This window comes from Curtobacterium sp. PhB115, from assembly GCF_003752025.1.
Taxonomy (GTDB): Bacteria; Actinomycetota; Actinomycetes; order Actinomycetales; family Microbacteriaceae; genus Curtobacterium.
In genome coordinates this window covers 629,120-649,336 of sequence record NZ_RJKR01000006.1, presented here as the reverse complement: position 1 = coordinate 649,336, position 20,217 = coordinate 629,120, and the positions used below count along the sequence as shown (strand labels likewise).

The 20,217-nt window shown below is 70.8% G+C and carries 22 protein-coding genes; 8 read left to right on the top strand and 14 right to left on the bottom strand.

From position 1 onward, the window contains the following. Positions 1-51 precede the first annotated feature (51 nt). From EDF19_RS08700 to EDF19_RS08685, 5 genes are all read right to left on the bottom strand, one after another. A complete protein-coding gene (locus tag EDF19_RS08700) occupies positions 52-255 on the bottom strand; it encodes a hypothetical protein (protein ID WP_123680483.1) in 204 nt (67 codons plus the stop codon). A gap of 5 nt (positions 256-260) precedes the next feature. Further along, positions 261-392 carry a hypothetical protein gene (locus tag EDF19_RS19370; RefSeq protein WP_260217036.1) on the bottom strand — a complete coding sequence of 44 codons (132 nt, stop codon included), beginning with the start codon at positions 390-392 and terminating at the stop codon, positions 261-263. Positions 393-475: 83 nt separating this feature from the next. Further along, a complete protein-coding gene (locus tag EDF19_RS08695) occupies positions 476-1,528 on the bottom strand; it encodes a DUF4037 domain-containing protein (protein WP_123680482.1) in 1,053 nt (350 codons plus the stop codon). 94 nt (positions 1,529-1,622) lie between these two features. Continuing rightward, positions 1,623-2,279 carry a hypothetical protein gene (locus tag EDF19_RS08690; protein ID WP_123680481.1) on the bottom strand — a complete coding sequence of 219 codons (657 nt, stop codon included), beginning with the start codon at positions 2,277-2,279 and terminating at the stop codon, positions 1,623-1,625. Next, on the bottom strand, positions 2,276-4,015 hold the full coding sequence (locus EDF19_RS08685; protein WP_123680667.1) for a CocE/NonD family hydrolase: 1,740 nt from the start codon (positions 4,013-4,015) through the stop codon (positions 2,276-2,278). Before EDF19_RS08685 ends, EDF19_RS08690 begins: the two co-directional genes overlap by 4 nt. A 116-nt stretch (positions 4,016-4,131) precedes the next feature. Here EDF19_RS08685 and EDF19_RS08680 point away from each other — a divergent pair, with 116 nt between their 5' ends. After that, positions 4,132-4,770 carry a TetR family transcriptional regulator gene (locus tag EDF19_RS08680; RefSeq protein WP_123294477.1) on the top strand — a complete coding sequence of 213 codons (639 nt, stop codon included), beginning with the start codon at positions 4,132-4,134 and terminating at the stop codon, positions 4,768-4,770. Here the strand turns inward: EDF19_RS08680 and EDF19_RS08675 are convergent. Then, positions 4,736-5,674 (bottom strand): amidohydrolase family protein, encoded by a 939-nt coding sequence (locus EDF19_RS08675; protein WP_123680480.1) that lies wholly within the window; start codon positions 5,672-5,674, stop codon positions 4,736-4,738. The genes EDF19_RS08680 and EDF19_RS08675 overlap by 35 nt on opposite strands. Before the next feature lie 48 nt (positions 5,675-5,722). Here EDF19_RS08675 and EDF19_RS08670 point away from each other — a divergent pair, with 48 nt between their 5' ends. Further along, a complete protein-coding gene (locus EDF19_RS08670) occupies positions 5,723-6,814 on the top strand; it encodes an amidohydrolase family protein (RefSeq protein ID WP_123680479.1) in 1,092 nt (363 codons plus the stop codon). Next, on the top strand, positions 6,811-7,407 hold the full coding sequence (locus EDF19_RS08665) for a TetR-like C-terminal domain-containing protein (RefSeq protein WP_123294474.1): 597 nt from the start codon (positions 6,811-6,813) through the stop codon (positions 7,405-7,407). Before EDF19_RS08670 ends, EDF19_RS08665 begins: the two co-directional genes overlap by 4 nt. Before the next feature lie 57 nt (positions 7,408-7,464). On the opposite strand, the gene EDF19_RS08660 is transcribed toward EDF19_RS08665, so the two are convergent. Further along, positions 7,465-8,592 carry a LacI family DNA-binding transcriptional regulator gene (locus tag EDF19_RS08660; RefSeq protein ID WP_123680478.1) on the bottom strand — a complete coding sequence of 376 codons (1,128 nt, stop codon included), beginning with the start codon at positions 8,590-8,592 and terminating at the stop codon, positions 7,465-7,467. A 120-nt stretch (positions 8,593-8,712) separates the two neighbouring features. Between EDF19_RS08660 and EDF19_RS08655 the strand changes: the two genes are divergently transcribed. The 4 genes from EDF19_RS08655 to EDF19_RS08640 all read left to right on the top strand — a co-directional run bounded on the left by EDF19_RS08655 (position 8,713) and on the right by EDF19_RS08640 (position 12,899). Further along, positions 8,713-10,098 (top strand): MFS transporter, encoded by a 1,386-nt coding sequence (locus tag EDF19_RS08655; RefSeq protein WP_260217034.1) that lies wholly within the window; start codon positions 8,713-8,715, stop codon positions 10,096-10,098. A 9-nt stretch (positions 10,099-10,107) separates the two neighbouring features. Beyond that, positions 10,108-10,803, top strand: coding sequence for an endonuclease NucS (nucS, locus tag EDF19_RS08650; RefSeq protein WP_123680477.1), 696 nt, complete (start codon positions 10,108-10,110; stop codon positions 10,801-10,803). 117 nt (positions 10,804-10,920) lie between these two features. Beyond that, the gene (locus EDF19_RS08645; RefSeq protein WP_123680476.1) at positions 10,921-11,577 is read left to right on the top strand and encodes an HAD hydrolase-like protein; all 657 of its coding nucleotides are present in this window, start codon (positions 10,921-10,923) and stop codon (positions 11,575-11,577) included. Next, entirely contained in the window at positions 11,574-12,899 is a 1,326-nt protein-coding gene (locus EDF19_RS08640; RefSeq protein ID WP_260217033.1) for an MFS transporter, read from the top strand. The genes EDF19_RS08645 and EDF19_RS08640 overlap by 4 nt, the downstream gene beginning before the upstream one ends. Positions 12,900-13,079: 180 nt before the next feature. Here the strand turns inward: EDF19_RS08640 and EDF19_RS08635 are convergent, their stop codons facing one another. Both EDF19_RS08635 and EDF19_RS08630 read right to left on the bottom strand, forming a co-directional pair. Next, the gene (locus EDF19_RS08635) at positions 13,080-13,913 is read right to left on the bottom strand and encodes an SDR family oxidoreductase (RefSeq protein ID WP_123680475.1); all 834 of its coding nucleotides are present in this window, start codon (positions 13,911-13,913) and stop codon (positions 13,080-13,082) included. 36 nt (positions 13,914-13,949) lie between these two features. Next, the gene (locus tag EDF19_RS08630; protein ID WP_123680474.1) at positions 13,950-14,588 is read right to left on the bottom strand and encodes a nucleoside/nucleotide kinase family protein; all 639 of its coding nucleotides are present in this window, start codon (positions 14,586-14,588) and stop codon (positions 13,950-13,952) included. A 54-nt stretch (positions 14,589-14,642) separates the two neighbouring features. Here EDF19_RS08630 and EDF19_RS08625 point away from each other — a divergent pair, with 54 nt between their 5' ends. Next, entirely contained in the window at positions 14,643-15,011 is a 369-nt protein-coding gene (locus EDF19_RS08625; RefSeq protein ID WP_123680665.1) for a VOC family protein, read from the top strand. Between the two features lie 4 nt (positions 15,012-15,015). Here EDF19_RS08625 and EDF19_RS08620 read toward each other — a convergent pair whose 3' ends face one another. The 5 genes from EDF19_RS08620 to EDF19_RS08600 form a co-directional block, all read right to left on the bottom strand. Further along, positions 15,016-15,456: an NUDIX hydrolase gene (locus tag EDF19_RS08620; RefSeq protein ID WP_123680473.1), complete on the bottom strand. Its 441-nt coding sequence runs from the start codon at positions 15,454-15,456 to the stop codon at positions 15,016-15,018. Between the two features lie 91 nt (positions 15,457-15,547). Further along, positions 15,548-16,138, bottom strand: coding sequence for a TetR/AcrR family transcriptional regulator (locus tag EDF19_RS08615; protein ID WP_123680472.1), 591 nt, complete (start codon positions 16,136-16,138; stop codon positions 15,548-15,550). Positions 16,139-16,260: 122 nt separating this feature from the next. Beyond that, positions 16,261-17,583 (bottom strand): carboxylesterase family protein, encoded by a 1,323-nt coding sequence (locus EDF19_RS08610; RefSeq protein ID WP_123680471.1) that lies wholly within the window; start codon positions 17,581-17,583, stop codon positions 16,261-16,263. A gap of 10 nt (positions 17,584-17,593) precedes the next feature. Beyond that, positions 17,594-18,799 carry an MFS transporter gene (locus EDF19_RS08605; RefSeq protein WP_123680470.1) on the bottom strand — a complete coding sequence of 402 codons (1,206 nt, stop codon included), beginning with the start codon at positions 18,797-18,799 and terminating at the stop codon, positions 17,594-17,596. A gap of 4 nt (positions 18,800-18,803) precedes the next feature. Continuing rightward, positions 18,804-20,102: an MFS transporter gene (locus tag EDF19_RS08600; protein WP_123680469.1), complete on the bottom strand. Its 1,299-nt coding sequence runs from the start codon at positions 20,100-20,102 to the stop codon at positions 18,804-18,806. Between the last annotated feature and the right edge of the window lie 115 nt (positions 20,103-20,217).

The following is a 20,217-nucleotide window of genomic DNA, read 5'->3' as shown; positions in this document are numbered from 1 at the left end:
CCGGTGAAGCATCCTTCTGCGGACATGGCCGTCGGGCGACTCGACGAAGGATCAGGTGAAGATGCCCTGATGCGCGAGCCCCAAGAGCATCGCACCACCCGCAATCACTCCCCCTACCGTGGCGAGCACATTCGAGAGCCGATTCGTTGGCTCTGTTGAGCCTTGAAGCTTCCGATAGAAGGCGTATCCGATGGCTGCCATCAGGAACGCGGCTCCGATCGCGAAGACGACGACCACCTGAACGGGAACCATCATGAGGACTACTTACGCCGTCGCCGGATCGACAGTGCAGCGCCCACGATCAGGATCACGACCACCGCAGCAATCCAGATCTGCGGCGGCAGACCATTCGATGCGCCCGGCGGGTTCACGACGGCCAGCGCGGGTTCCATGTTCCCAGCCTAGAGAACGCCCGATGTCTCGGTAGTCGATCGGCTACCGGATGCTGTGTGCGAGGGTCGAAAGTCTGGGCACGTCACATGGCGTCGCGGTACTCGCGGGTCAGACGGGCCGGCCAATCGGTGTAGTTGACAAGAGCATCGTCACCGTGTGTGAGTTGGTCGATAGAGCCGACCAGGGCGAAGTGTCGGAGGTCGTTGGCGGCGATTACTTCTCTCAGAGACCGGACGTAGTCGCCGGCGTTGATCGTTTCGTACGGACGGACGGCATCGTTGATACCGACTTCGAACGGACCGTAGCTCGGCTCGACGGGCGCTCCGAGCCCTAGCACGTTGTGTCGGTGCCCAAGCAGCTGCAGGGCAGCACGCAGCGCAGCCGTTGCAGCTGGATCCGTCGCGGCCAGAGCTTGTCTCAACAGCGGGCCGAGTTCCGCCGCAACGTTGAGTTCACGGAACGCGGCGCCGAACCACTTTTCGTAGGGCCAGTAGCGTCGCTCTTGCAGGAATGCCAGCTCCATGATCAAGCGGCACAGTCGGGCGGTCAGCAGACGCTCGCCGAGCACATCTCCAGTTTCAATGCACCGTCCGCGCATCGACTCGGCTTTTCCGATGAGATGCCATCCTGAGCACATCGTCCATGCCCACACGTCATCGGGGTACCAGCTCAATCGTGCGCGGATCCGGGTCAGCTCACCAGCCTCATCGTGGAAGACCTCGCCTGCGGTCACTTGGAGAAGCCGTTGCTGCGACAAGCCGAGCCACGTCGCTGCGTCCATCGCGTCACGAGGATCGATCCCGAGCGCCGCTACGGTCCAGTCGGAAAGCGTCGTCACCTCAACGTGGTGCGCGACCGTTCCGGTTGCAAGTGAGAACCAGGCCGTGTCCAATCCGTTGAAGCGCGGCGGAAGCTCCCGCATCCGCTCACGCACCCCATCGATGTGTTCAGAAGCGACGAAGATCTGGACGCGCGGACCCCACTCGTGGTCTCTTGACCGCTCCGTGTCGAAGCCCAACACTTCGGAGCCTTCCCCAAGCAGACAAGCCGCGTGGGGAGCTCGCACCAACGGGGCCACCGCGTCGGTGTAGAACGCTCTTGCCAGGGCCAGGCCCGACACGGGACTATCGCGCATACGACCAGAGACTAGTGCGGCGGTCGCAATCTGGCGACCACACCGATCGCTGCTCGTCCGCAAGTCGATGGGCTACCGGACTGTGCTGCTACGGTCACCGCTCGTTGGCGGCTCGGCGGATCCAGGTGCGGAACTCGACGGCGAAGTGCTCGAGGTGCTGCTCGATCACCGCCGGGGCGCAGGTCGCCGGCAGGGTGACGGACAGACGTGCGGTGAAGCCGTCCTGCTCCTCGTCGAAGGAGTTCGCGATCGAGCCGATCACCGTCCCGTCCGCCAACAGCATGTGCGACCGGCGACCGGCAGGCGCTTCTGCGGCGGGCAGCTCCTGCTCGACGACGGCACTGTCGTCCCAGGGGCGCATGAAGAACGAGCAGACGTACTCGTCGAGGGTCTCGACGATGTTCACGTTGCGCCCCGGCTCGGCGTGGATCCCGTAGTGCTCCGGGTGTCCGGCGAGCATGACGTCCTCGCGGGCGAACGCGGCGCCGAGCCACGCACCGAACTGCGCGGCACTGATTCCCCGTGCACGGAGCGTGGTCGTGCCGGTTGCCTGCTCGCCGCCGGAGCGTCCGAGGTGGGCGCGGAGGAACGCGTCACCCGCAGCGATCTCGTCCTCGAGCAGCTCGAGCAGCTGGACCCGGCCGAGCTTCCGTTTCAGGAGCGCGAGCGCCCGGCGGGCGGAGAACAGCTCGAACCCGTCGATGGTCGAGTCGGTGTCCTCGCCGGCCAGGCGGACGGTCGCGCCGGTCACCGTGCGGCCCGGACGGGGAGCTGGAGGTACGAGGCCTGGTCGCCGCCGGTGTGCACGACGTGCCGCCCGGTGTTCGCGCCGACGTACTCGCGGATCGCCGGCATGAGCGTGCCGAGCAGGTTGCGGGAGCTCACGATGAACCGCAGCTGCTCGCCCGAGTGGAAGCGCAGGCCGACCGGGAACAGGTCGATCTCGATCTCGGCGACCTGCCCCGCAGCGAGCTTCTCGACGCGGTCGAACGAGTGCGCGGGGACGTCGTCGGTCGACAGCGCCTCGTCGAGGTGCCGGGCGGACACGCGGAGGCGTCCGTCGGAGCCCTTGTAGCGCAGGATCGTCGCGCCGTGGTCGGTGAGGTCGTGCGCCATCGCCGACTGGTTCGGCACGGTGAACGCCTGCAGCGGCGTTCCCCAGCGGTCGAGCTTCTGGACGAGGACGAACAGGTCCATGTCGTCGGCGCCCCGGGCCTCGACGAACAGGTGCGCCTTCGGGTACCCGACCAGGACGGTCTCCTCGTCGAAGCGGGTCAGGAACGAGACGGCGTCCGGGTTCGCGTCGACGGCGTAGGACGCTTCTGCAGGTGCCTCGGGCGCGGCCGTGGTCAGCGTTCGCGTCCGGGCGTCGAGGTAGTACTTCGTCGAAGCGGCGTCCTGCGGCGGGAACGACTCAGCCGGCACGGCGACCTCGTCTCCGCCCTGCAGGTCGAGGACCGAGTACCGGACGGTCGGAGTGGTCTCCCACCCGTTGTCGGCGCCCTTGAGGAAGTGGTCGAAGAACCGGCGGAGGTCCTCGACGTTCGCCGGGTCGTAGTAGTCCGGCCACTCCTGGGTGTTGTGGATCCGGAGCCACTTCTCGTCGCTGGCGATCCGACGCCAGGCGCGGAAGGTCCCGGCGGTGTGCAGGGTGTTCGAGTAGCTCGCGACGACGTACGCCGGCACCTCGATCTGCGAGAAGTCAGGGATCTTCTGCTCCCACAGGTCGGTCATCAGCGGGTGGGCGTCGACCTCGGCGAGGATGTCCTCCTTCTGGCCCTTCCCGAAGAAGCTGCCGTCCTGCAGCTGCTGCGCGAACCCGGTGTCGGGCATGCCGCCGCGCTTCACGAGGTCGCGGTAGACGTCGCTGACGCCCTCCCACGGGTTGATCGCGACGAGGTGCGGGGGCTGCTCGGCGGCGGTGAACCACTGCGACACGGCGAGGTAGCTCGTGCCGCTCATGCCGACCTTGCCGTCGCACCACTCTTGCTCGGCCAGCCACTCGATGACGTCGTACGCGTCGCGGCCCTCCTGCCGGTCCCAGAGCACGCTGTCGCCCTCGGAGTCGACCACGCCGCGGATGTCGACGTTGCAGATCGCGTAGCCGTGCTCGACCCAGTACGCCGGGTCCGGTGCCTCGAACTTCTCGAGTCCGGACACCGTGCTGTTCGGCAGCCCGACGAGCCCGAACACCCCCATCACGCTGAGCGACGTGCCCTGCGCCTTGCCGTACGGGCTCCATGCCACGATCACCGGCACCGGCTCGGTACCGACCGGGCGGAACACGTCGACGTGGATGGTCGTGCCGTCGCGCAGCTGCATCGCGACGTCCTTGTCGAACACCGTGTCGACGGGCAGCGGCTTGAACTGCGGCGCGATCCGGAACCCGGCCTCGAGGGTTCGGGTGCCGGGCTCGAAGGGGGTGAGCACACCCGTGCGCGGCGCGGGCAGCGGGGTGGAGGGGACGGTCATCCTCTGGTCGGTCATCGTGTTCTCCTTCGTGCGGGAGTCCTCCGTGGGCTCGTCGTCGAGGCGAGCGTACGTCCGATCCGGCAATAACTCAACGTGTGTTGAGAAACCCGTCAGCGGAGTAGATTGCGGGCATGGACGGAACGACGGAAGCAGCGACGACCTCCCGCGTGGGTCGCCGTCCCGGGGCGGCCAGCACCCGCACGACGGTCCTCGCGGCGGCGAGTGCGCGGTTCGCCAGCGACGGTTTCGCCGGCACGACGATCCGAGCCGTGGCGGCGGACGCCGGCGTCGACCCTTCGCAGGTGATGCAGTTCTTCGGGTCGAAGGCCGACCTGTTCGCAGCGGTGATGGCCGTGTCCCCGTCCGCGCTCCGGCGCTTCGACACGGCCTTCGAGGGTCCGGACGAGCATCTCGGCGAGCGTGTCGTCCGGGCGTTCCTACAGGCCTGGGAAGGCGCCCCGGAGGAGTCGGAACCGCTGATGGCGATGCTCCGAGGTGCGATGGTCAACGAGGACGCGACGGCGCAGCTGCGGGACTTCATCCAGGCCCGCCTCGTACACGGAGCCTCCGGCGCCGATCACGAGGACCGTGCGCTCCGGGCTGGGCTCGCCGCGGCCATGCTCGTCGGGATCATCACGAGCCGGCAGGTCTTCGGGGTCCCTGCCGTGCTCGCAGCCGACCACGACACCGTCGTCGCGATCGCCGGACCCGCGATCCAGAGCGTCCTCGCCGGAGTCAGTCGAGCAGACGCCGAGCGTTCCGGGTCGTGAGTTCCCGCCAACTCGTCGCGTCGTGCGGCGGCTCGGCATCGTCGAGCGCGGCGATCTGCGCGTCCACGCCCTGCGTCGGCGTCCAGCACGAGTCGCTGCCGTAGAGCAGCCGGTCCGTCCCGGCGACCTCGGCGAGGACTGGCACGTCGAGTGGGAACGGCGTGCCTGCCGTGTCGAACCAGAGCCGCCGCATCGCGTCCTTCCAGGGCATCGTGCCGGCGGTGGCGCCGAACAACTGCTGGAACAGGGCGATCCGGTCGGAGAGGACCGGCAGGGTCGCGCCCGAGTGCGGCACGATGACGCGCAGGTCCGGGTACCGGTCGAGGACGCCGGCGAACACCAGGTCGACGATGCTCCTGGTGCTGTCGAACATGAACTCCAGCATCGGGCGAGGACGCCCGAGGGCGGTGTGCTCCCACCCGACGGGCGAGGTCGGGTGCACGAAGACGGCCGCGCCGCGGGCGTCGAGCTCGGCCCAGAGCGGCTCCAACGCGGGATCTCCCAGGTACTGGCCGTGCGCGTTGGACTCGAGGACGACGCCGACCGCACCCGGTCCCTGCAACGTGCGCCGGGCCTCCAGGACCGCACTGTCGACATCCGGCACCGGGAGGGACGCGAAGTACGAGAACCGGTCCGGGTGCGCGGCCGCGATCGCGGCGGCTTCGTCGTTGAGTGTCCGCGCGAGCTCCGCGGCTCGGTCGTCGTCCCCGAAGTGCACTCCGGGCGACGAGATGGACAAGACCGCTCGGGCGATCCCGCGGCGGTCCATGTCACCGAGCTGGCCGGCGAGCGACCAGCTCGGCCAGGCGGGCATGCCGTCCGGCTGTTCGTACCCGGCTGCTCGGGCCGCTGCGACGTAGTCCGCGGTGACGAAGTGTGCGTGGACGTCGATCAGTTCGGACATCGATGGCTCCTCGTTGCGTGTAGTGAACGATTCTGTATCGTAGACCGCATGACCACGACCATTCGCAACGTCCGCACCAGCTCCGGCGGGGTGACCACAACCGAGGCTGTCGACGTCGAGTTCGACGAACACATCACCACGGTCCGTCCCGCGGGGACCGTCGCTCCAGCCGGCGGTCCGGTCGTCGACGGAACGGGGCAGTTCCTCGTCCCGGGCCTGATCGACACGCACGTCCACCTGGGCTCCCCGGCGGCGCTGTCGTCCGCAGTCCGAGCCGGCGTCACGACGATGGTCGACCTCGGGACACACCCGGACTCCCTCGTCGACGAGCAGCGACGAGCACCGGGGGCACCGGGGCTCCTCAGCGCGGGCTCGGCCGCCTCGGCGCCGGGCAGCACCCAGATCGCTCGGATGGGCTTCCCGGACGCGAGCGGCGTGAGCAGCGCAGCCGATGCCGAGCGGTACCTGGACTGGCGGGCCGCGAACGGGTCGGACCTGGTGAAGATCATCATCGAGGACCCCGACGCCACCGACGTCCCCGCGCTCGACGTCGCAACGATCACGGCCCTGGTCGACGGTGCACGCCGCCGGGGGCTCCGGACCGTGGCCCACGTCGTGACCGCCGCGTCGTTCGTCCGCGGGCTCGACACCGGGGTCGACATCCTCACGCACGCACCGCTCGACCGGCCGCTGCCGGGCGAGACCGTCCGTCGGATGGTCGACCAGGGCACCATCGCGTCACCGACCCTCGTCATGATGCGCGCGATGGCCCGCGCGCGGCTCGGGGACCGTGCCGACGCCGCATTCGAGAACGCCGTCGAGAGTGTGCGCCGGATGCACACCGCCGGTGTGCCAGTCGTCGCCGGCACGGACGCGAACGAGACCCCGTTCGCGCCGGTTCGCCACGGCGAGGCCCTCCACGAGGAGATGCTCCTCTTGCGGGACACCGGGATGACGAACGGCGCGGTACTGACCGCTGCCACGGACGGGGCAGCGGCGGCATTCGGTCTGCACGACCGCGGGCGTGTGGAAGTGGGGCTGCGTGCGGACCTCCTGCTCACGACCGGCGATCCCCTCGTCGACCCAGCCGTCCTCGCTCAGCCGGGCGCTGTGTGGGTCGGTGGGACACTCATCTCGTGAACGCTCCCGTCCGGCGGCGCGGTGCTGACCTCGAGCACGCGATCTTCGCCGCCACACTCGAACAGCTGGCTGACCACGGCATGGCGGGCCTCACCTTCGAGAACGTCGCCGCGGCAGCCGGTGCGGGCAAGGCCTCGCTCTACCGGCGCTGGACCGATCCGGAGCAGCTCGTCCTCGCTGCCCTCGCCTGGACCGAAGACACCGCGGAGCGGAGCGATCACCCCGGGGGGACCCGACTCCAGCCGGTCGGTGACCTCCGCGACGAACTCATCGCGTTCCTGTCCGATCTCGCGGACGGGCTCACCACCCCCGTCGGACGGGTCCTCGCACCGCTTCTCTTGGAGCGAGAGCGACGACCCGAGATGTGGCAGCGCATCGTCGCACTGCTCATCGAGCCGCGCCAACGCCTCGTGACCGAAGCATTCGGACGCGCCGCGGCCCGTGGCGAGATCCCCTCGAGCGCTGTCAGCCCATCACGCGTCAGCGCTGGCGCCGCACTCGTGCTCGCCCGTCACCTCACCACTGGCCCGCTGTCCCGCGACGACATCGTCGAGGTCGTCGATGACGTCGTACTTCCCGCCCTGTCGCGGTGATCGTCGCGAAGTTGCGCTGACCGACTCGTAGGGGTGTGGCGGAATCCGGGGGTGGGATCAGCGCACAGCCGGCGGCGGCCCCGTCGTGTCCCCCACCCGCAACTCCGAGCTGAACGACGCCGGCTGCGGCTCCGCCCCCTCGAGCATCGCCAGGGCGGCACGAGCGGCGGCCTGGCCTTTCTGCACGAACGGCTGCACGAGCGTGGTGAGGTGCCGGATCGGGGTTCGGTGCAGCAGGCTGTCGTCCACCGTGATGCCGTCGAACCCGACGACACTGACGTCCTCCGGTACCCGGAGTCCAGCGTCGAGCGCAGCCGAGATCACCCCGACGGCGATCAGGTCACTCTGGGCGATGACCGCGGTGGGCCGGGGCCCGTCCGGGGCGAAGAGTGCGACGCCGGCCAGCCGCCCCTCTTCCACCGAGCTCCCGGCGGTCTCGACAGCGACCGCGGACGGGTAGACCTCGCGCACACCGCGCAGGCGCTCCAGCGTGGTGAAGGCGATCCCCGAGGCGTAGCGGGCTTCGTCGATCGGCCCGCGCCGGCGCTCCGCGTCGAGCGGCAGCGTCACGACCGTGACGGACGAGTGACCGAGGTCCTGCAGGTACGAGGCAGCCCGCCGCGAGGCATCGCGGTTGTCGAGCTGCACGGGGACAGCACCTTCGATCTCGTCGGCCTCGATCGCGACGACGGGGATCTGCCGACGCCGCAGCACCGCGACGGCCGGGTCGATCCGGACGTTGCACCCGACGAGGACGACGGCGTCCATCGGGGCATCGACGAGGGGCCCGGCACCCTGCTCGTCGTCGAGCGGACTGCGGACCAGCAGCAGAGAAGCACCGGCAGCACCGGCGACCTCGGCGATGCCGTCGAGCGTCAGGACGTTGACCGGGTCGCGGAACGCGTCGCTCAGTCGCTCGTCCATCACGACGCCGATGACGCCGGAGCGCCCTCGGCGGAGCGAGCGGGCGCGAGGATCAGGGCCGCCGTACCCGAGCTCGGCGGCGGCGGCCAGCACGCGGGCCTTGGCGTCCTCGGACACCGGGCCGCTGCCGCTGAACGCGAGTGACGCGGTCGACGGCGCGACACCGGCAGCGCGTGCGACCGCGACGAGCGTCGGGCGCGATCGCCGAGCGTCGCCGCCGCGGGGAGGCGACGCGCCGGGGGTTGTTGCCGGTTCGTCCATCGCCCGTTAGCGTAGCCGGAACAAGCGGTCGAATCGATTCGACCGAACGCACGACACGCAACCGGGCGCAGCACGACCGGCGCCGCCACACCACCAGCACCGCAGCACGATGGGACCCCCATGACGACGACGTCCACCCGCACCCGACCGACCACCCGGGCGTGGATCATCGCGGTGTTCGTCGTGTTCACCCTGTCCGGCCTCGACATCGCGACGTGGCTCGGCCGGATCCCGAGCGTCCGCGACTCCCTCGGAGCGAGCACCTTCGAGATGGGCCTGCTCGTGCTCGGCATGGCCGTCGGCTCCATCGGTGGCCTGACCTTCGCCGGCCACATCGTCGCCAAGCTCGGCGCGCGACGCGGAGTCCAGGTCGCCGCTGCCTGCCTGGCCGTCGGCATGGTCTTCGCCGGCATCGCGGTCACGCTCGACTGGGGCTTCGCCGCCATCTGGATCGCGCTCATCGCGTTCGGCTTCGGCAACGGCCTGTGCGACGTGTCGATGAACGTCTCGGGCGCTGCCGCCGAGAAGGCCGGCGGGCGCACGATCATGCCGCTCTTCCACGCCGCGTTCAGCCTCGGCACCCTCGCGGGTGCCGGACTCGGGGCGCTGGCCGAGAAGCTCGAGATCCCGGTCTCGTGGCACTTCATCGTGCTCGTCGTGATCACGAGCGCTGCCATGCTCGTCGCCGTCGCGAAGTTCCAGGACGAGCACCACTTCGAGCAGCCGGTCTCCACGGACACCAGCCCGGTCGCGACGCCGCTCACGCGCTGGCAGGTCTGGGCGCAGCCCTCCACGATCCTCATCGGCGTGATCGTGCTCGGCATGGCTCTGGCCGAGGGCTCTGCGAACGACTGGCTGCCGCTCGCGATGATCGACGGGCACGGACTCGACAACGCCGCCGGTGCCGCCGTGCTCACGGTGTTCCTCGCCGCGATGACCGTCGGCCGCGTCGCCGGCAGCCCCCTCATCGACAAGTTCGGGCGCGTCCCGATCCTGCGCATCAGCGCCGCCGTCGCGGTGGTCGGCCTCGGCATGCTCATCTTCATCGACAACGTGCCGCTCGCGATCGTCGGCGTCGTGCTCTGGGGCCTCGGTGCCAGCCTCGGCTTCCCGATGGGCATGTCGGCCGCTGCGGACGACCCCCGCACCGCTGCCGCGAAGGTCAGCGCCGTCGCGACCATCGGGTACGTGGCGTTCCTGGCCGGGCCGCCGCTCATCGGGTTCCTCGGCGAGCACGTCGGACTGCTCGGTGCGCTCCTGGTCGTCTTCGTGTTCATCATCGCGGCGGGACTGGCGTCGGGTGCTGCCCGCGAGACCGGCGCCGCCGCCAGGCCGACCCGCAAGGGCGGCGACGGACACGGCGGAGGCGAGCCGCGCCTCCAGGCCGACAGCGCCGACAGCGCCGACAGCGCTGGCAACCCAGCCGACGCCGCCAACGCAGACAGCGCAACCAGCGCAGCCAGCGCGACGAGCGCGCCGTCCGGGCGGCGACCCGACGCCCGTTAGGCTTCCCGGGTGCGTCTCGTCATCGCCCGCTGCTCCGTCGACTACGCCGGACGCCTCTCAGCCCACCTGCCGCTCGCGACCCGTCTGCTCATGCTCAAGGCGGACGGCTCGCTGCTCGTGCACTCCGACGGCGGCAGCTACAAGCCGCTGAACTGGATGAGCCCGCCGTGCTCGATCGAGATCACCGAGCCGGACGACGAGCAGTCGAGCGCCGGCATCACGCAGGTGTGGACGGTCACGCAGAAGAAGACGCAGGACAAGCTCATCGTCTCCCTGTACGAGGTCGTGGCGGACGAGACCCATGACCTCGGCGTCGACCCCGGTCTGGTGAAGGACGGGGTCGAAGCCCACTTGCAGCAGCTCCTCGCGGAGCAGATCGAGCTGCTCGGCGACGGTCACACCCTGGTCCGCCGTGAGTACATGACCGCCATCGGCCCGGTCGACATCCTGGCGCGTGACGACGCCGGAGCGAGTGTCGCGGTCGAGATGAAGCGCAACGCCAACATCGACGCCGTCGAGCAGCTCACCCGCTACCTCGAGCTCATGAACCGCGATCCGCACCTTCGGCCGGTGCAGGGTGTGCTGGCGGCGCAGACGGTGGCACCGCAGGCGCGCACCCTCGCCGAGGACCGCGGGATCCGCGTCCTCGTGCTCGACTACGACGCGATGCGCGGCATCGAGGGCGGGCACACCCGCCTGTTCTGAGCGCGGTTGCATCACGCGTCTCCCGCAGGCCCAGCCTGGAGGCCCGCCACGCGTCCGCCCCGTCACCCACGTCACCGGGGTGGTCGCGTCGACCGCCCCCGGTAGGGTGGGCAGGACATGACCAGCCCGTTCTCCGCCATCCTGTTCGATCTCGACGGCACCATCAGCGACTCCGCGCCGGGCATCCTCGAGAGCCTGACGCACACCTTCCGCACCGTCGGGGTCCCGGTGCCGGACCACGACACCCTGATGTCGTTCGTCGGGCCGCCGATCCTGGACACGTTCCGGATCGCGATGGGCATGGACGAGGCGCAGGCCGAGCACACCCTCGCCGTGTACCGCGAGCACTACTTCTCGCACGGAGCCCTCGACTCGACGATGTTCCCGGGCATCGACGTCGTGCTCCGCACCCTGCACCAGGCCGGCCTGCCGATCTCCACGGCGACGAGCAAGCCGGAGACTCCGGCGACCTACATCCTCGAGCACTACGGGCTCACCGGGGACATCGACATCATCACCGGTGCCAGCGACGACGAGGTGCGGTCGAGCAAGGCCGACGTCGTCGAGGAAGCACTGCGCCGCCTCGACGCCCGAGGCTTCGACATCAGCCGCCCCGTGCTGATCGGCGACCGCGTGCACGACGTCGAGGGCGCGACGGTGCACGGCGTGCCGGTGGTCTTCGCCGAGTGGGGCTACGGCTCCCCCGCCGAGGCCGAGGGCACCATCGCGAGCGCGGCCACCCCGCTCGACCTGCTCCCGATCCTGCTGCCGTGACGGACGCGACCGGCGGCTCTGGCGGCTCTGTCGGGTCCGGCGGCGGCGGCGCGGCGCGGCAGGGGCTGCGCGCTGCCGCGTGGGTGCTGCCCGCCGCCATCGTCCTCATCGCACTGAACTTCCGCGGCCCGATCGTCGCGACGGCCCCGGTCATCGGGGACATCCGGGGCGACCTCGGCCTGACCGCGACGATCGCCGGACTGCTGACGACGATCCCCGTGCTCTGCTTCGCCCTCGCGACGCCGTTCGCCAGCTGGGTGATCGCGAAGGCCGACCCCGAGCGAGCCGTGTCCCTGTCGCTCGTCATCGTGCTCGCCGGCACCGTGGTGCGCTCGATGCCGTCGTCCGCCGCGCTGCTCATCGGCACCGCCGTGATCGGCATCGGGATCACGATCGGCAACGTGGTGATCCCCGTCGTCATCCGGCGGGACACCTCGCCGGAGCGCGTCGGCCTGGTCACCGGCGTCTACACGTCGGCGCTCAACGTCGGGTCGATGATCACCTCGCTCGCGACCGCTCCGATCGCGGCACTGTGGGGCTGGCCGGTGGCGATCGCGATCTGGGCGGTGTTCGCGGTCATCGCCGGGTTCGCGTGGACGTACGCCGTCGGTGCGCGGGCTGCGTGGCGCCGACCCGGTGCGGGGGCCGAGCCGCTCCCGGTCACCGGGCCCATCGACCAGGTGCTCGACACCGGTGCGCTCCGGACGATCCGCGCCGAGCGGGCAGCCGCGGCCGCTGCGGCCACCGCCGCCGAGCCGGTCCGGCCGGCGAAGCGACTCATCACGTGGGGTCTCACGCTGGCGTTCGGCGGCCAGGCCTTCTCGTACTACGCCCTCACCGCGTGGATCCCGACGCTGCTGCACGACGAGATCGGGTTCTCGAAGGCGTCCTCCGGGGCGAGCTCGTCGGTGTTCCAGATCCTGGCCGTGGTCGGTGCGCTCGGCGTCCCGCTGCTGGCGGCGAAGTGGCGGCCGCGCGCGATCATCGCGCTCGTCGCGTTCCTCTGGCTGGCGATGCCGCTCGGGTTGCTGTTCGCCCCGCAGCTCTGGTTGCTGTGGTCGGTGCTCGGCGGCGCGGCCCAGGGAGGCGGCATCACGGTGATCTTCATCGTGATCGTCCGGATCGTCTCGAGCGACGCCGATGCCCGCCGCATGTCCGCGTTCGTGCAGGGCGGCGGGTACCTGATCGGGTCGGCCGGGCCGCTCGTCGCCGGTGCGCTGCACGGTGCGACCGGAGGGTGGACGGCACCGTTGCTCGTCGTGCTCGTGTCGGTGCTGACGCTCGGGGTCGTCGGGACGACCGCCGCGCGGCGCGTGTCCTGAGCGGGCGGGGTCGGGCGGGTCGCGCGCTGCGTCGCGCTGCACTGCGCTGCGCTGCGCTTGGTGAGCAGAAATGGTCGGGTCGCCGCACCCGACCCGACCTTTTCTGCTCACGAAGTCCCGCGAACGACCCGGCGCGCGCCCCCGCGAACGACCCCGCGCGACCCGGCGCCCGCGCCCGCGCTACCGCGCCCCGAGCACCTCGCGCAGGGACATCGGCGCCCGCCCGGTGACCCGCTCGACGTCACCCGAGACGTGCGCCAGCGCACCCTCGGCGATCGCCGTGTACGTGCTCACCCAGGCGTCTGCCTGCCACGGCTCGGGGTTCCACCGCGCCCGTGAGGCGTACGCCTCGTCCAGGGTCTCCGGGTGGTACGACACCGGGCGGCCACGGACCTCGGACACGATCGCAGCCGCCTCGGCGAGCGTGATCGCCACCGGTCCGGTCAGCTCGTACGTGCGGTCGAGGTGTGCCTCGGGGTGCTCGAGCACCGTCGTCGCCACCCGTGCCACGTCTGCCCGGGCCACCGCCGCCATCGCCCCGTCGCCGGCCGGACCGCGGATGACGCCGTCCTCGCCCACCAGGTCCTCGACGAAGTCCAGGTAGAAGCTGTCGCGCAGGAACGTGTGGCCCATGTCGGTCGCGCGGATCGCCTGCTCGGTCGCCCAGTGGTCTCGCCCGAGCGTGAAGGTGGCGTCCTCCGCCGCACCGAGGAACGACGTGTAGACGACGTGCCGCACCCCGGCAGTCGCTGCGGCGCCGACGAACGCCCGGTGCTGGTCGAGGCGGTCCTCGGCCTCGGCCGCGGACACCATGAGGAGCAGGTCGACGCCCTCGAGCGCCGCGCGGCTCGCGTCGACGTCGTCGAACGTTGCCACGGCGACCTCGGCGCCCGGCAGCTCCGGTGCACGTGCGGCGTCGCGGACGATCATCCGGAACGGCACGCCGTCCGCGGCGAGCGCGCGTGCGACGGCACCCCCGATGTTCCCGGTCGCGCCGGTGATGGCGATGGTCATGGTCGCTCCTTCGGTCGTGTCACGTCGGTCTGCTGGTCACGTCCGTACGGTCCTGGAGGCACGCATCACCGTGGGCGCGACCCTCGCCGCGTTCACGCCGTCGACCTCCACCGCCCACGCGCGCGCTGCGTCGTGGTCGCGTCCGTGGCGCATGTGCCGACCGACGAGTCGGTCCACCCGGACCCCGTCGTCGACCGCGCAGAACCAGGTCTCGGTGAACAGTGCGCCGAGCGATGCCCACGGTTCGGTGTCGTCGAGGAGGTAGTTGCCCTCGGACACCACGAGCCGGACGGTGGGCGGCACGGCGATGCTGCCGGCGACCGGTTCGTCGATCCGGCGGTCGAAGTCCGGCGCCCAGACGGTGCCGCGGGCGTCGACGAGCCGGCGCACGAGCGCGACGTAGCCGTCGGCGTCGAAGGTGTCGACGGCGCCCTTGCGGTCGTGGCGGCCGAGGGCGTCGAGTGCGGCGTTCGACAGGTGGAAACCGTCCATCGGCACCTGGACCGCCGTGCCGGCACCGAGTCGCTCGTCGACGGCGGCGACCACGCGGCGGGCCAGGGTCGACTTGCCGGCACCGGGAGCGCCCGCGATGCCGAGCACCGCCCGCGTTCCGATCGAGGCCAGCTCGACCGCACGCTCGACGGCCTCGTCGACGCTGCTGTCCGGGTGGCTCACGGCCCCATCCTGGCAGAGCGCGCCGACACCGGACCGGGGTGGTTCACTGGCGGCATGGTCGATGCGACGAAGGCGTTCAGCGGGTTCTCGGTGCGGGACGTCCCGGAGGCGAAGGCGTTCTACGAGGGGGTCCTCGGGCTCCCGGTCACCGAGGACCACGGCATGCTCTTCCTGCAGGTCGGCGAGGGCCCCGGCGTGCTGGTCTACCCGAAGGGTCCCGCGCACGAGCCGGCCGCGTTCACGGTCCTGAACTTCCCGGTGCCCGACGTCGACGCCGCGGTGGACGACCTCGCCGCGAAGGGTGTCTCGTTCCTGCACTACGAGGGCATGACCGACGAGAAGGGCGTGAACCGCAAGGGCGGTCCGCTCATCGCGTGGTTCACCGACCCGTCCGGCAACGTGCTGAGCGTCCTCGAGCAGTAGCGGCTCAGCGGGAGAGCGCGCCCGCCCACGCGAGCGCGATCGGCACCAGCAGGCCGTGGCGGTGGTGCGGGAGCTCGGCGATCGGCAGCCAGCGCGACTCGTCGGTCGAGCCGTCGATCTCGTCCCGCAGTGCCCCGCCGACGACGGTCGCCCGGAACACCACCTGCACGGCCTTCATCGGTCGGCCGTTGGCGTGGATGCGGCGCTCGGCGGGCACGACGTGGTGCCGGACCCCGAGCAGGGCACCGACCTCGGCCTCGTACCCGGTCTCCTCGCGGACCTCGCGGACGACGGCCTGCTCGACGGTCTCGTCGAACTCGACACCGCCACCCGGCAGCGTCCACGTGCCGGCGTCGGGGAACCGGAGCTTCGCCAGGAGCACCCGGTCACCGTCCGTGATCACGCCGTAGGCGGCGAGCCGGGTGTCGTAGTCGGTGTACTCCATCAGCCGACCATGCCAGGTGCCCGAGCGGACGGACGCGAGCCGCGCCGTGACCCGCACGGGAGTCAGCGGGACGGTGTGGCCCGTCAGCAGTTCAGACGGAGGCCCCGACGGCGGCCCAACCGGCCCGCATCCGCGCGATCGCACGGTCGAACCCACCGAGGGCGTCGGTGTCCGAACGGAGCATGGCCTGCACCTGGAGTCCCTCCCAGAGCCCGACGAGCTGCTCCGCGGCGTGCCGGGGCGAGGCGCCTCGGGGTTCCCGACCGGCGACGACGTCCCGGACGAGCGCGAGCGTGATGTCCTCGAACGAGTGCGTGTACTGCGCGCGGAACCAGCCGGCGGCCGGGTGGCCCGGGTTCGACGCGGCGCTGAGCAGGGCGACACGGAGCCGGACGAGCGCGGGCTCGTCGAGTCCGGCCTCGAGGCGAGCTCGGAGGTACGCGACCGCCCCCTCGCGCTCGGCGACGACCCAGAGCGCGCGACGGCTGCCGTTGTTCCAGCGGTCCATCACGGCGACGACGAGCAGTTCCCACATCGGGTAGGCGCGGTGCACCTCGTCCACGGTGACACCGGCGTGCTCGGCGACCTCGTCGGGCCCGACGCTGTGGAAGTCGGCCACCTGGTACGCGCGGATCGCACCGGACACGATGCGTGCGCGGAGATCGGCGTCGGACGTGGACATGCAGTCGATTGTCCGGGCCGGACGGCCCCCACGCGACCCGCCAGTTCAGGGGTCGCCCGTCCGGTGGGCGGGTCGTGCCGGTCGAACGTCGGTGCCGGTCAGACGTCAGTGCCGGTCAGACGTCAGTGCCGGTCGAACGTCAGTGTCTCGTCGTCCGGAGCCCGCACCACACCGGTGCGCGCGAACTCCGCCCAGATCGCGCGGAAGGCCCGGCCGCGGCGCTCGACCTCCGGCCAGTCGCGCTCGGGGACGAACCGGGTCCCCGCCCAGGCCTCGCGGCCGCCGAGCAGCAGGGGCAGGTCGCTCATGTGCACGGCTCCGGTCGGCGCGGTCGTCACGCCACGGACGAGTCGGTACGACGTGGCTCGTCCGCCGGCCCGACGGTGCCGGGCGGTGAAGCGCCGGACGTCACGGCCGTAGATGACGTCGGAGAGCGGACGGACCACCCACCACCGGAGCGCCGGGCGCAGGACCCGCGAGCGCGCGACCCGCGACAGGCCGGGGATCAGGGGCACGTACATCCCGGTCTCGTCGGTGCCGGAGCCGATCAGGACGTCGATGTCGGGGGCGACCCGGCTCCAGGCCGCGTCGAGGTCACGCTCGGCGGGCAACGGCGCGAATCCGTACTGCGTCCCGAACGGCATCCCGCCGGCCAGGCCGAAGGGTGCGGCCGCGCGGGTCCCGAGGGCCTGTCGCTCGAGCAGGTCGTCGAGCGGGGTGTCCGCGTGCACGGCCCCGACGGCGCGGATCATCGCCCGGTTCATCCGGGAGCGCCCGCGCGAGAGCCCGAGCGGCGCGCTCTGGATGATCGCCCGCCGGAACAACCCAGCCGCCCCCTCGCTGATCATCAGGTGGGCAGCGGCGTCACCGCCGGCGGACTGGCCGAACACGGTGACGAGGTCGGGATCGCCGCCGAACGCGCGGATGTTCGCGCGCACCCAGCGGAGCGCCTCCACCAGGTCGAGCAGTCCGAGGTTCGCCGGGATCGTCGCACCGTCGCCCAGGAACCCGAGGATCCCGAGTCGGAAGGTCACCGACACCACGATGACGCGCTGCTCGGTCACCAGGTCGCGGGCGTCGTAGATCGGCAGGTCTCCCCCGCCGATCACGTACGAGCCGCCGTGGATCCAGACCATGACGGGCAGCTGCTCGTCGGGCCGGACGTCGGCCGGCAGCGTGATCGAGAGCCGCTGGCAGTGCTCGTCGACGTCGATGTCCTCGACCGGGCGCAGGAGCTGGTCGACGAACTGGGCGTGCGGCTGGGGTGCGACGGGCGCCGGGGTCGACGCGTGCAGGTCGGTCGTGAAGGGCGGCATCGGCTCCGGCGGCGCGAAGCGGTCGGCACGTGCGTACGGGATCCCGTAGGCGCGCACCACGTCGCCGTCGACGGTCCCGACGATGCGTCCGACAGGAGTGTCGAAGGGGGCAGGCGTGGCGTCGAGCATGTCCCTCACGCTATCCGCGCTCGACCGGACGCAACGACCCGGACGCGGCGAACGCGGCCACGAAGAGCACCGCGATCAGCCAGAGTGCACTGAGCGCGCCCACCTGCTCGGCGATCGCACCGATCACGGGCGGACCGGCGAAGTTCGCGAAGTACCCGATCGAGGCGACGACGCTCACCCGTGCGGCCGGGTTCGGGCCACTCTGCGCCGCCGCCGACATGCCGAGCGGGAAGCCCATCGAGACGCCGACCGCCCAGAGCACGACGCCGATGAGCGTGAGCCACCACGACGAACCGACGATGAACAGGACGGCTCCGACGATGCCGAGCGCGGTCGTCCAGCGGATCGTGCTGACCCGTCCGAGCCGGTCGACGACGGGTCCGGCGAAGACCCGGGTGGCGGCCTCGGAGACGGCGAACACGGTGAAGAACAACGCACCGACCGTCGCGGTCTGCCCGTGGCCGTCGGTGGCGGCGAGCGCGAGCCAGTTGTTCGCCGAGCCCTCTCCGAGCTCGACCCCGAGCATCACGACGCCGATGAGCAGCAGCCGCACGTCCGTCCAGCCGCGCGCCCACTGCCGCAGGCGCTGGCGGGGCGTGAGCGACGTGTCCTGCGCCTCGGCGCGGGTGCCGTCCGGGACGGCGCGCATCGCGACGACGCCGACCACGAGGATGACGACGGCTTCTCCGATCAGCTGGGCTGAGGGGGTGATGCCCAGCCATGCGCAGAGGGCGGCGATCCCGGCACCGAGTGCCGCGCCTCCCGACCAGGCGGCGTGCATCAACGGGAGCAGCGTGCGACCGGCGAGCACCTCGATCGCCGTGCCCTCGACGTTCGCCATCACGTCGAGGCAACCGATACCGGCTCCGGCGACGACGAAGCCGACGCTCGCGAGCGGCACGGAGTGCAGCGCGGCGGCGATGCCGATGACGGCCAGGGATGCCGGCACCAGGACCGCGACGGCGGTCAACGCGCGGCGTCCGCCGAGGCGACGGAGCAGCGGAGCGGCGCTGAGCAGCCCGCCGATCGAGCCGACGGTGACGCCGCCGAGCATGAGTCCGATCGTGCCCACGTCGACGCCGAGTTCGACGCGGAGCTCCGGGAGCCGGGGACCCCAGCCAGCGAGGCTGACCCCGCCGATGGCGAACGCGATGATGATCGCGGTCCGCCACCGGACGAGCTGACTGCGGTCGACGTCGACCCCGGGGGTGTGCATCCGGCTATCGAACCCGCTTGATGGGGATCACCACAAGTGCGCCGACGATAGCGATGGCTCCGGCCGCCCAGCACATGAGCGTGTAGTTGTCCGCGGCGTCGCCCGATCCGATCTTCAGGAAGAAGAGCGCGACGGCCGGCGCGAGCGACTGCGGCGGCGCGTTCGCGATGTTGATCACACCGAGGTCCTTGCCGGGCCGGTCCGCGTTCGGCAGCACGTCGACGACCAGCGCGGTGTCGATCGCCGAGTAGATCCCGTACGCGAAGCCCATGATGACCTCGGCCACGTAGAAGCCGTTGACCGTGTCGGCGTGTGCGAGGACCACGAGCCCGACCGCGAAGAGCGCCGTCGAGCCGCCGACGAACACCTTGCGGCGACCGATCCTGTCCGAGGCCCAGCCGGAGAGCGCCGCGCTGACCAGGAGCGCGATCGTGTAGAGCAGCACACCGAACGCGACGGCCGCGGTGGCATCCTTCGCGTCCTCGATCCCGAGGTGCTTCTCCATGTAGAGCAGCCGGTAGGTGGTGAACATGAACGTCGCGAAGATGATGAGGAAGCGCGACCACCAGGCGAACGCGAAGTCCGGGTTCTTGACCGGGTTCGTCCAGAACGACGAGATGAGGTTCAGGAACGTGAACTTCTTGAGGGTGTAGGTCGGCAGGTCGTCGCGGGCGACGAGGGCGTAGACGACGACCAGGATGATCGCGAGGATGCCGGGCGCGATGAACAGCACGGGCAGGTTCGCGACGAAGAACACCGACAAGTAGGTGCCGGCGAGCACGGCGATGTTCTGCGCGAGCGCGATGATGCTCGACGAGCGGCCGCGCTGGAGCTGCGGGACGTTGTCGGCGAAGCTGGCGAGCAGGGTCGCGAGCGTGGCGTTCGCGGCGAGCTGGGCGAGGAGCCAGGCGAGCGTCAGGTTGAGGACGTCCGGCGAGTACGCGATCCAGGCCAGCGCGATGGCGAAGACCACGACGCCGCCGAGGAGCCACGGGCGGCGACGGCCCCAGCGCGTGCGGGTGCGGTCCGAGAGGGCGCCCGCGAGCGGGTTCATGATGAGCGCACCGAACGCGCCGATCGGCAGCACGGAGCCGATGACGTTCGCGGCGTCGTCGCCCACCAGGGCCTGCGCCTTGAGCTGCATGCTCACGTAGACGGGCGCCATGAGTGCGACGAAGAGGCCGAACTGCCCGAGGAACAGGGCGATCTGGTAGCCGACGCCCACCTTCACCGTGCTGACGGGCTGGGTGATGCCCTCTTCCGGGTTGAGCAGTGCGGGACTGCCGGGTTCGGGTGTGCTCATGACGCCTCCTTGAGTCGATGCTGTGCCGTTCAAAACCTTGTACAGCACGGTTTTGACTCGCTGAGCATACATCGACAGGTGTCGTTCATTCATGACGTGCGCCATTCGTGACGCG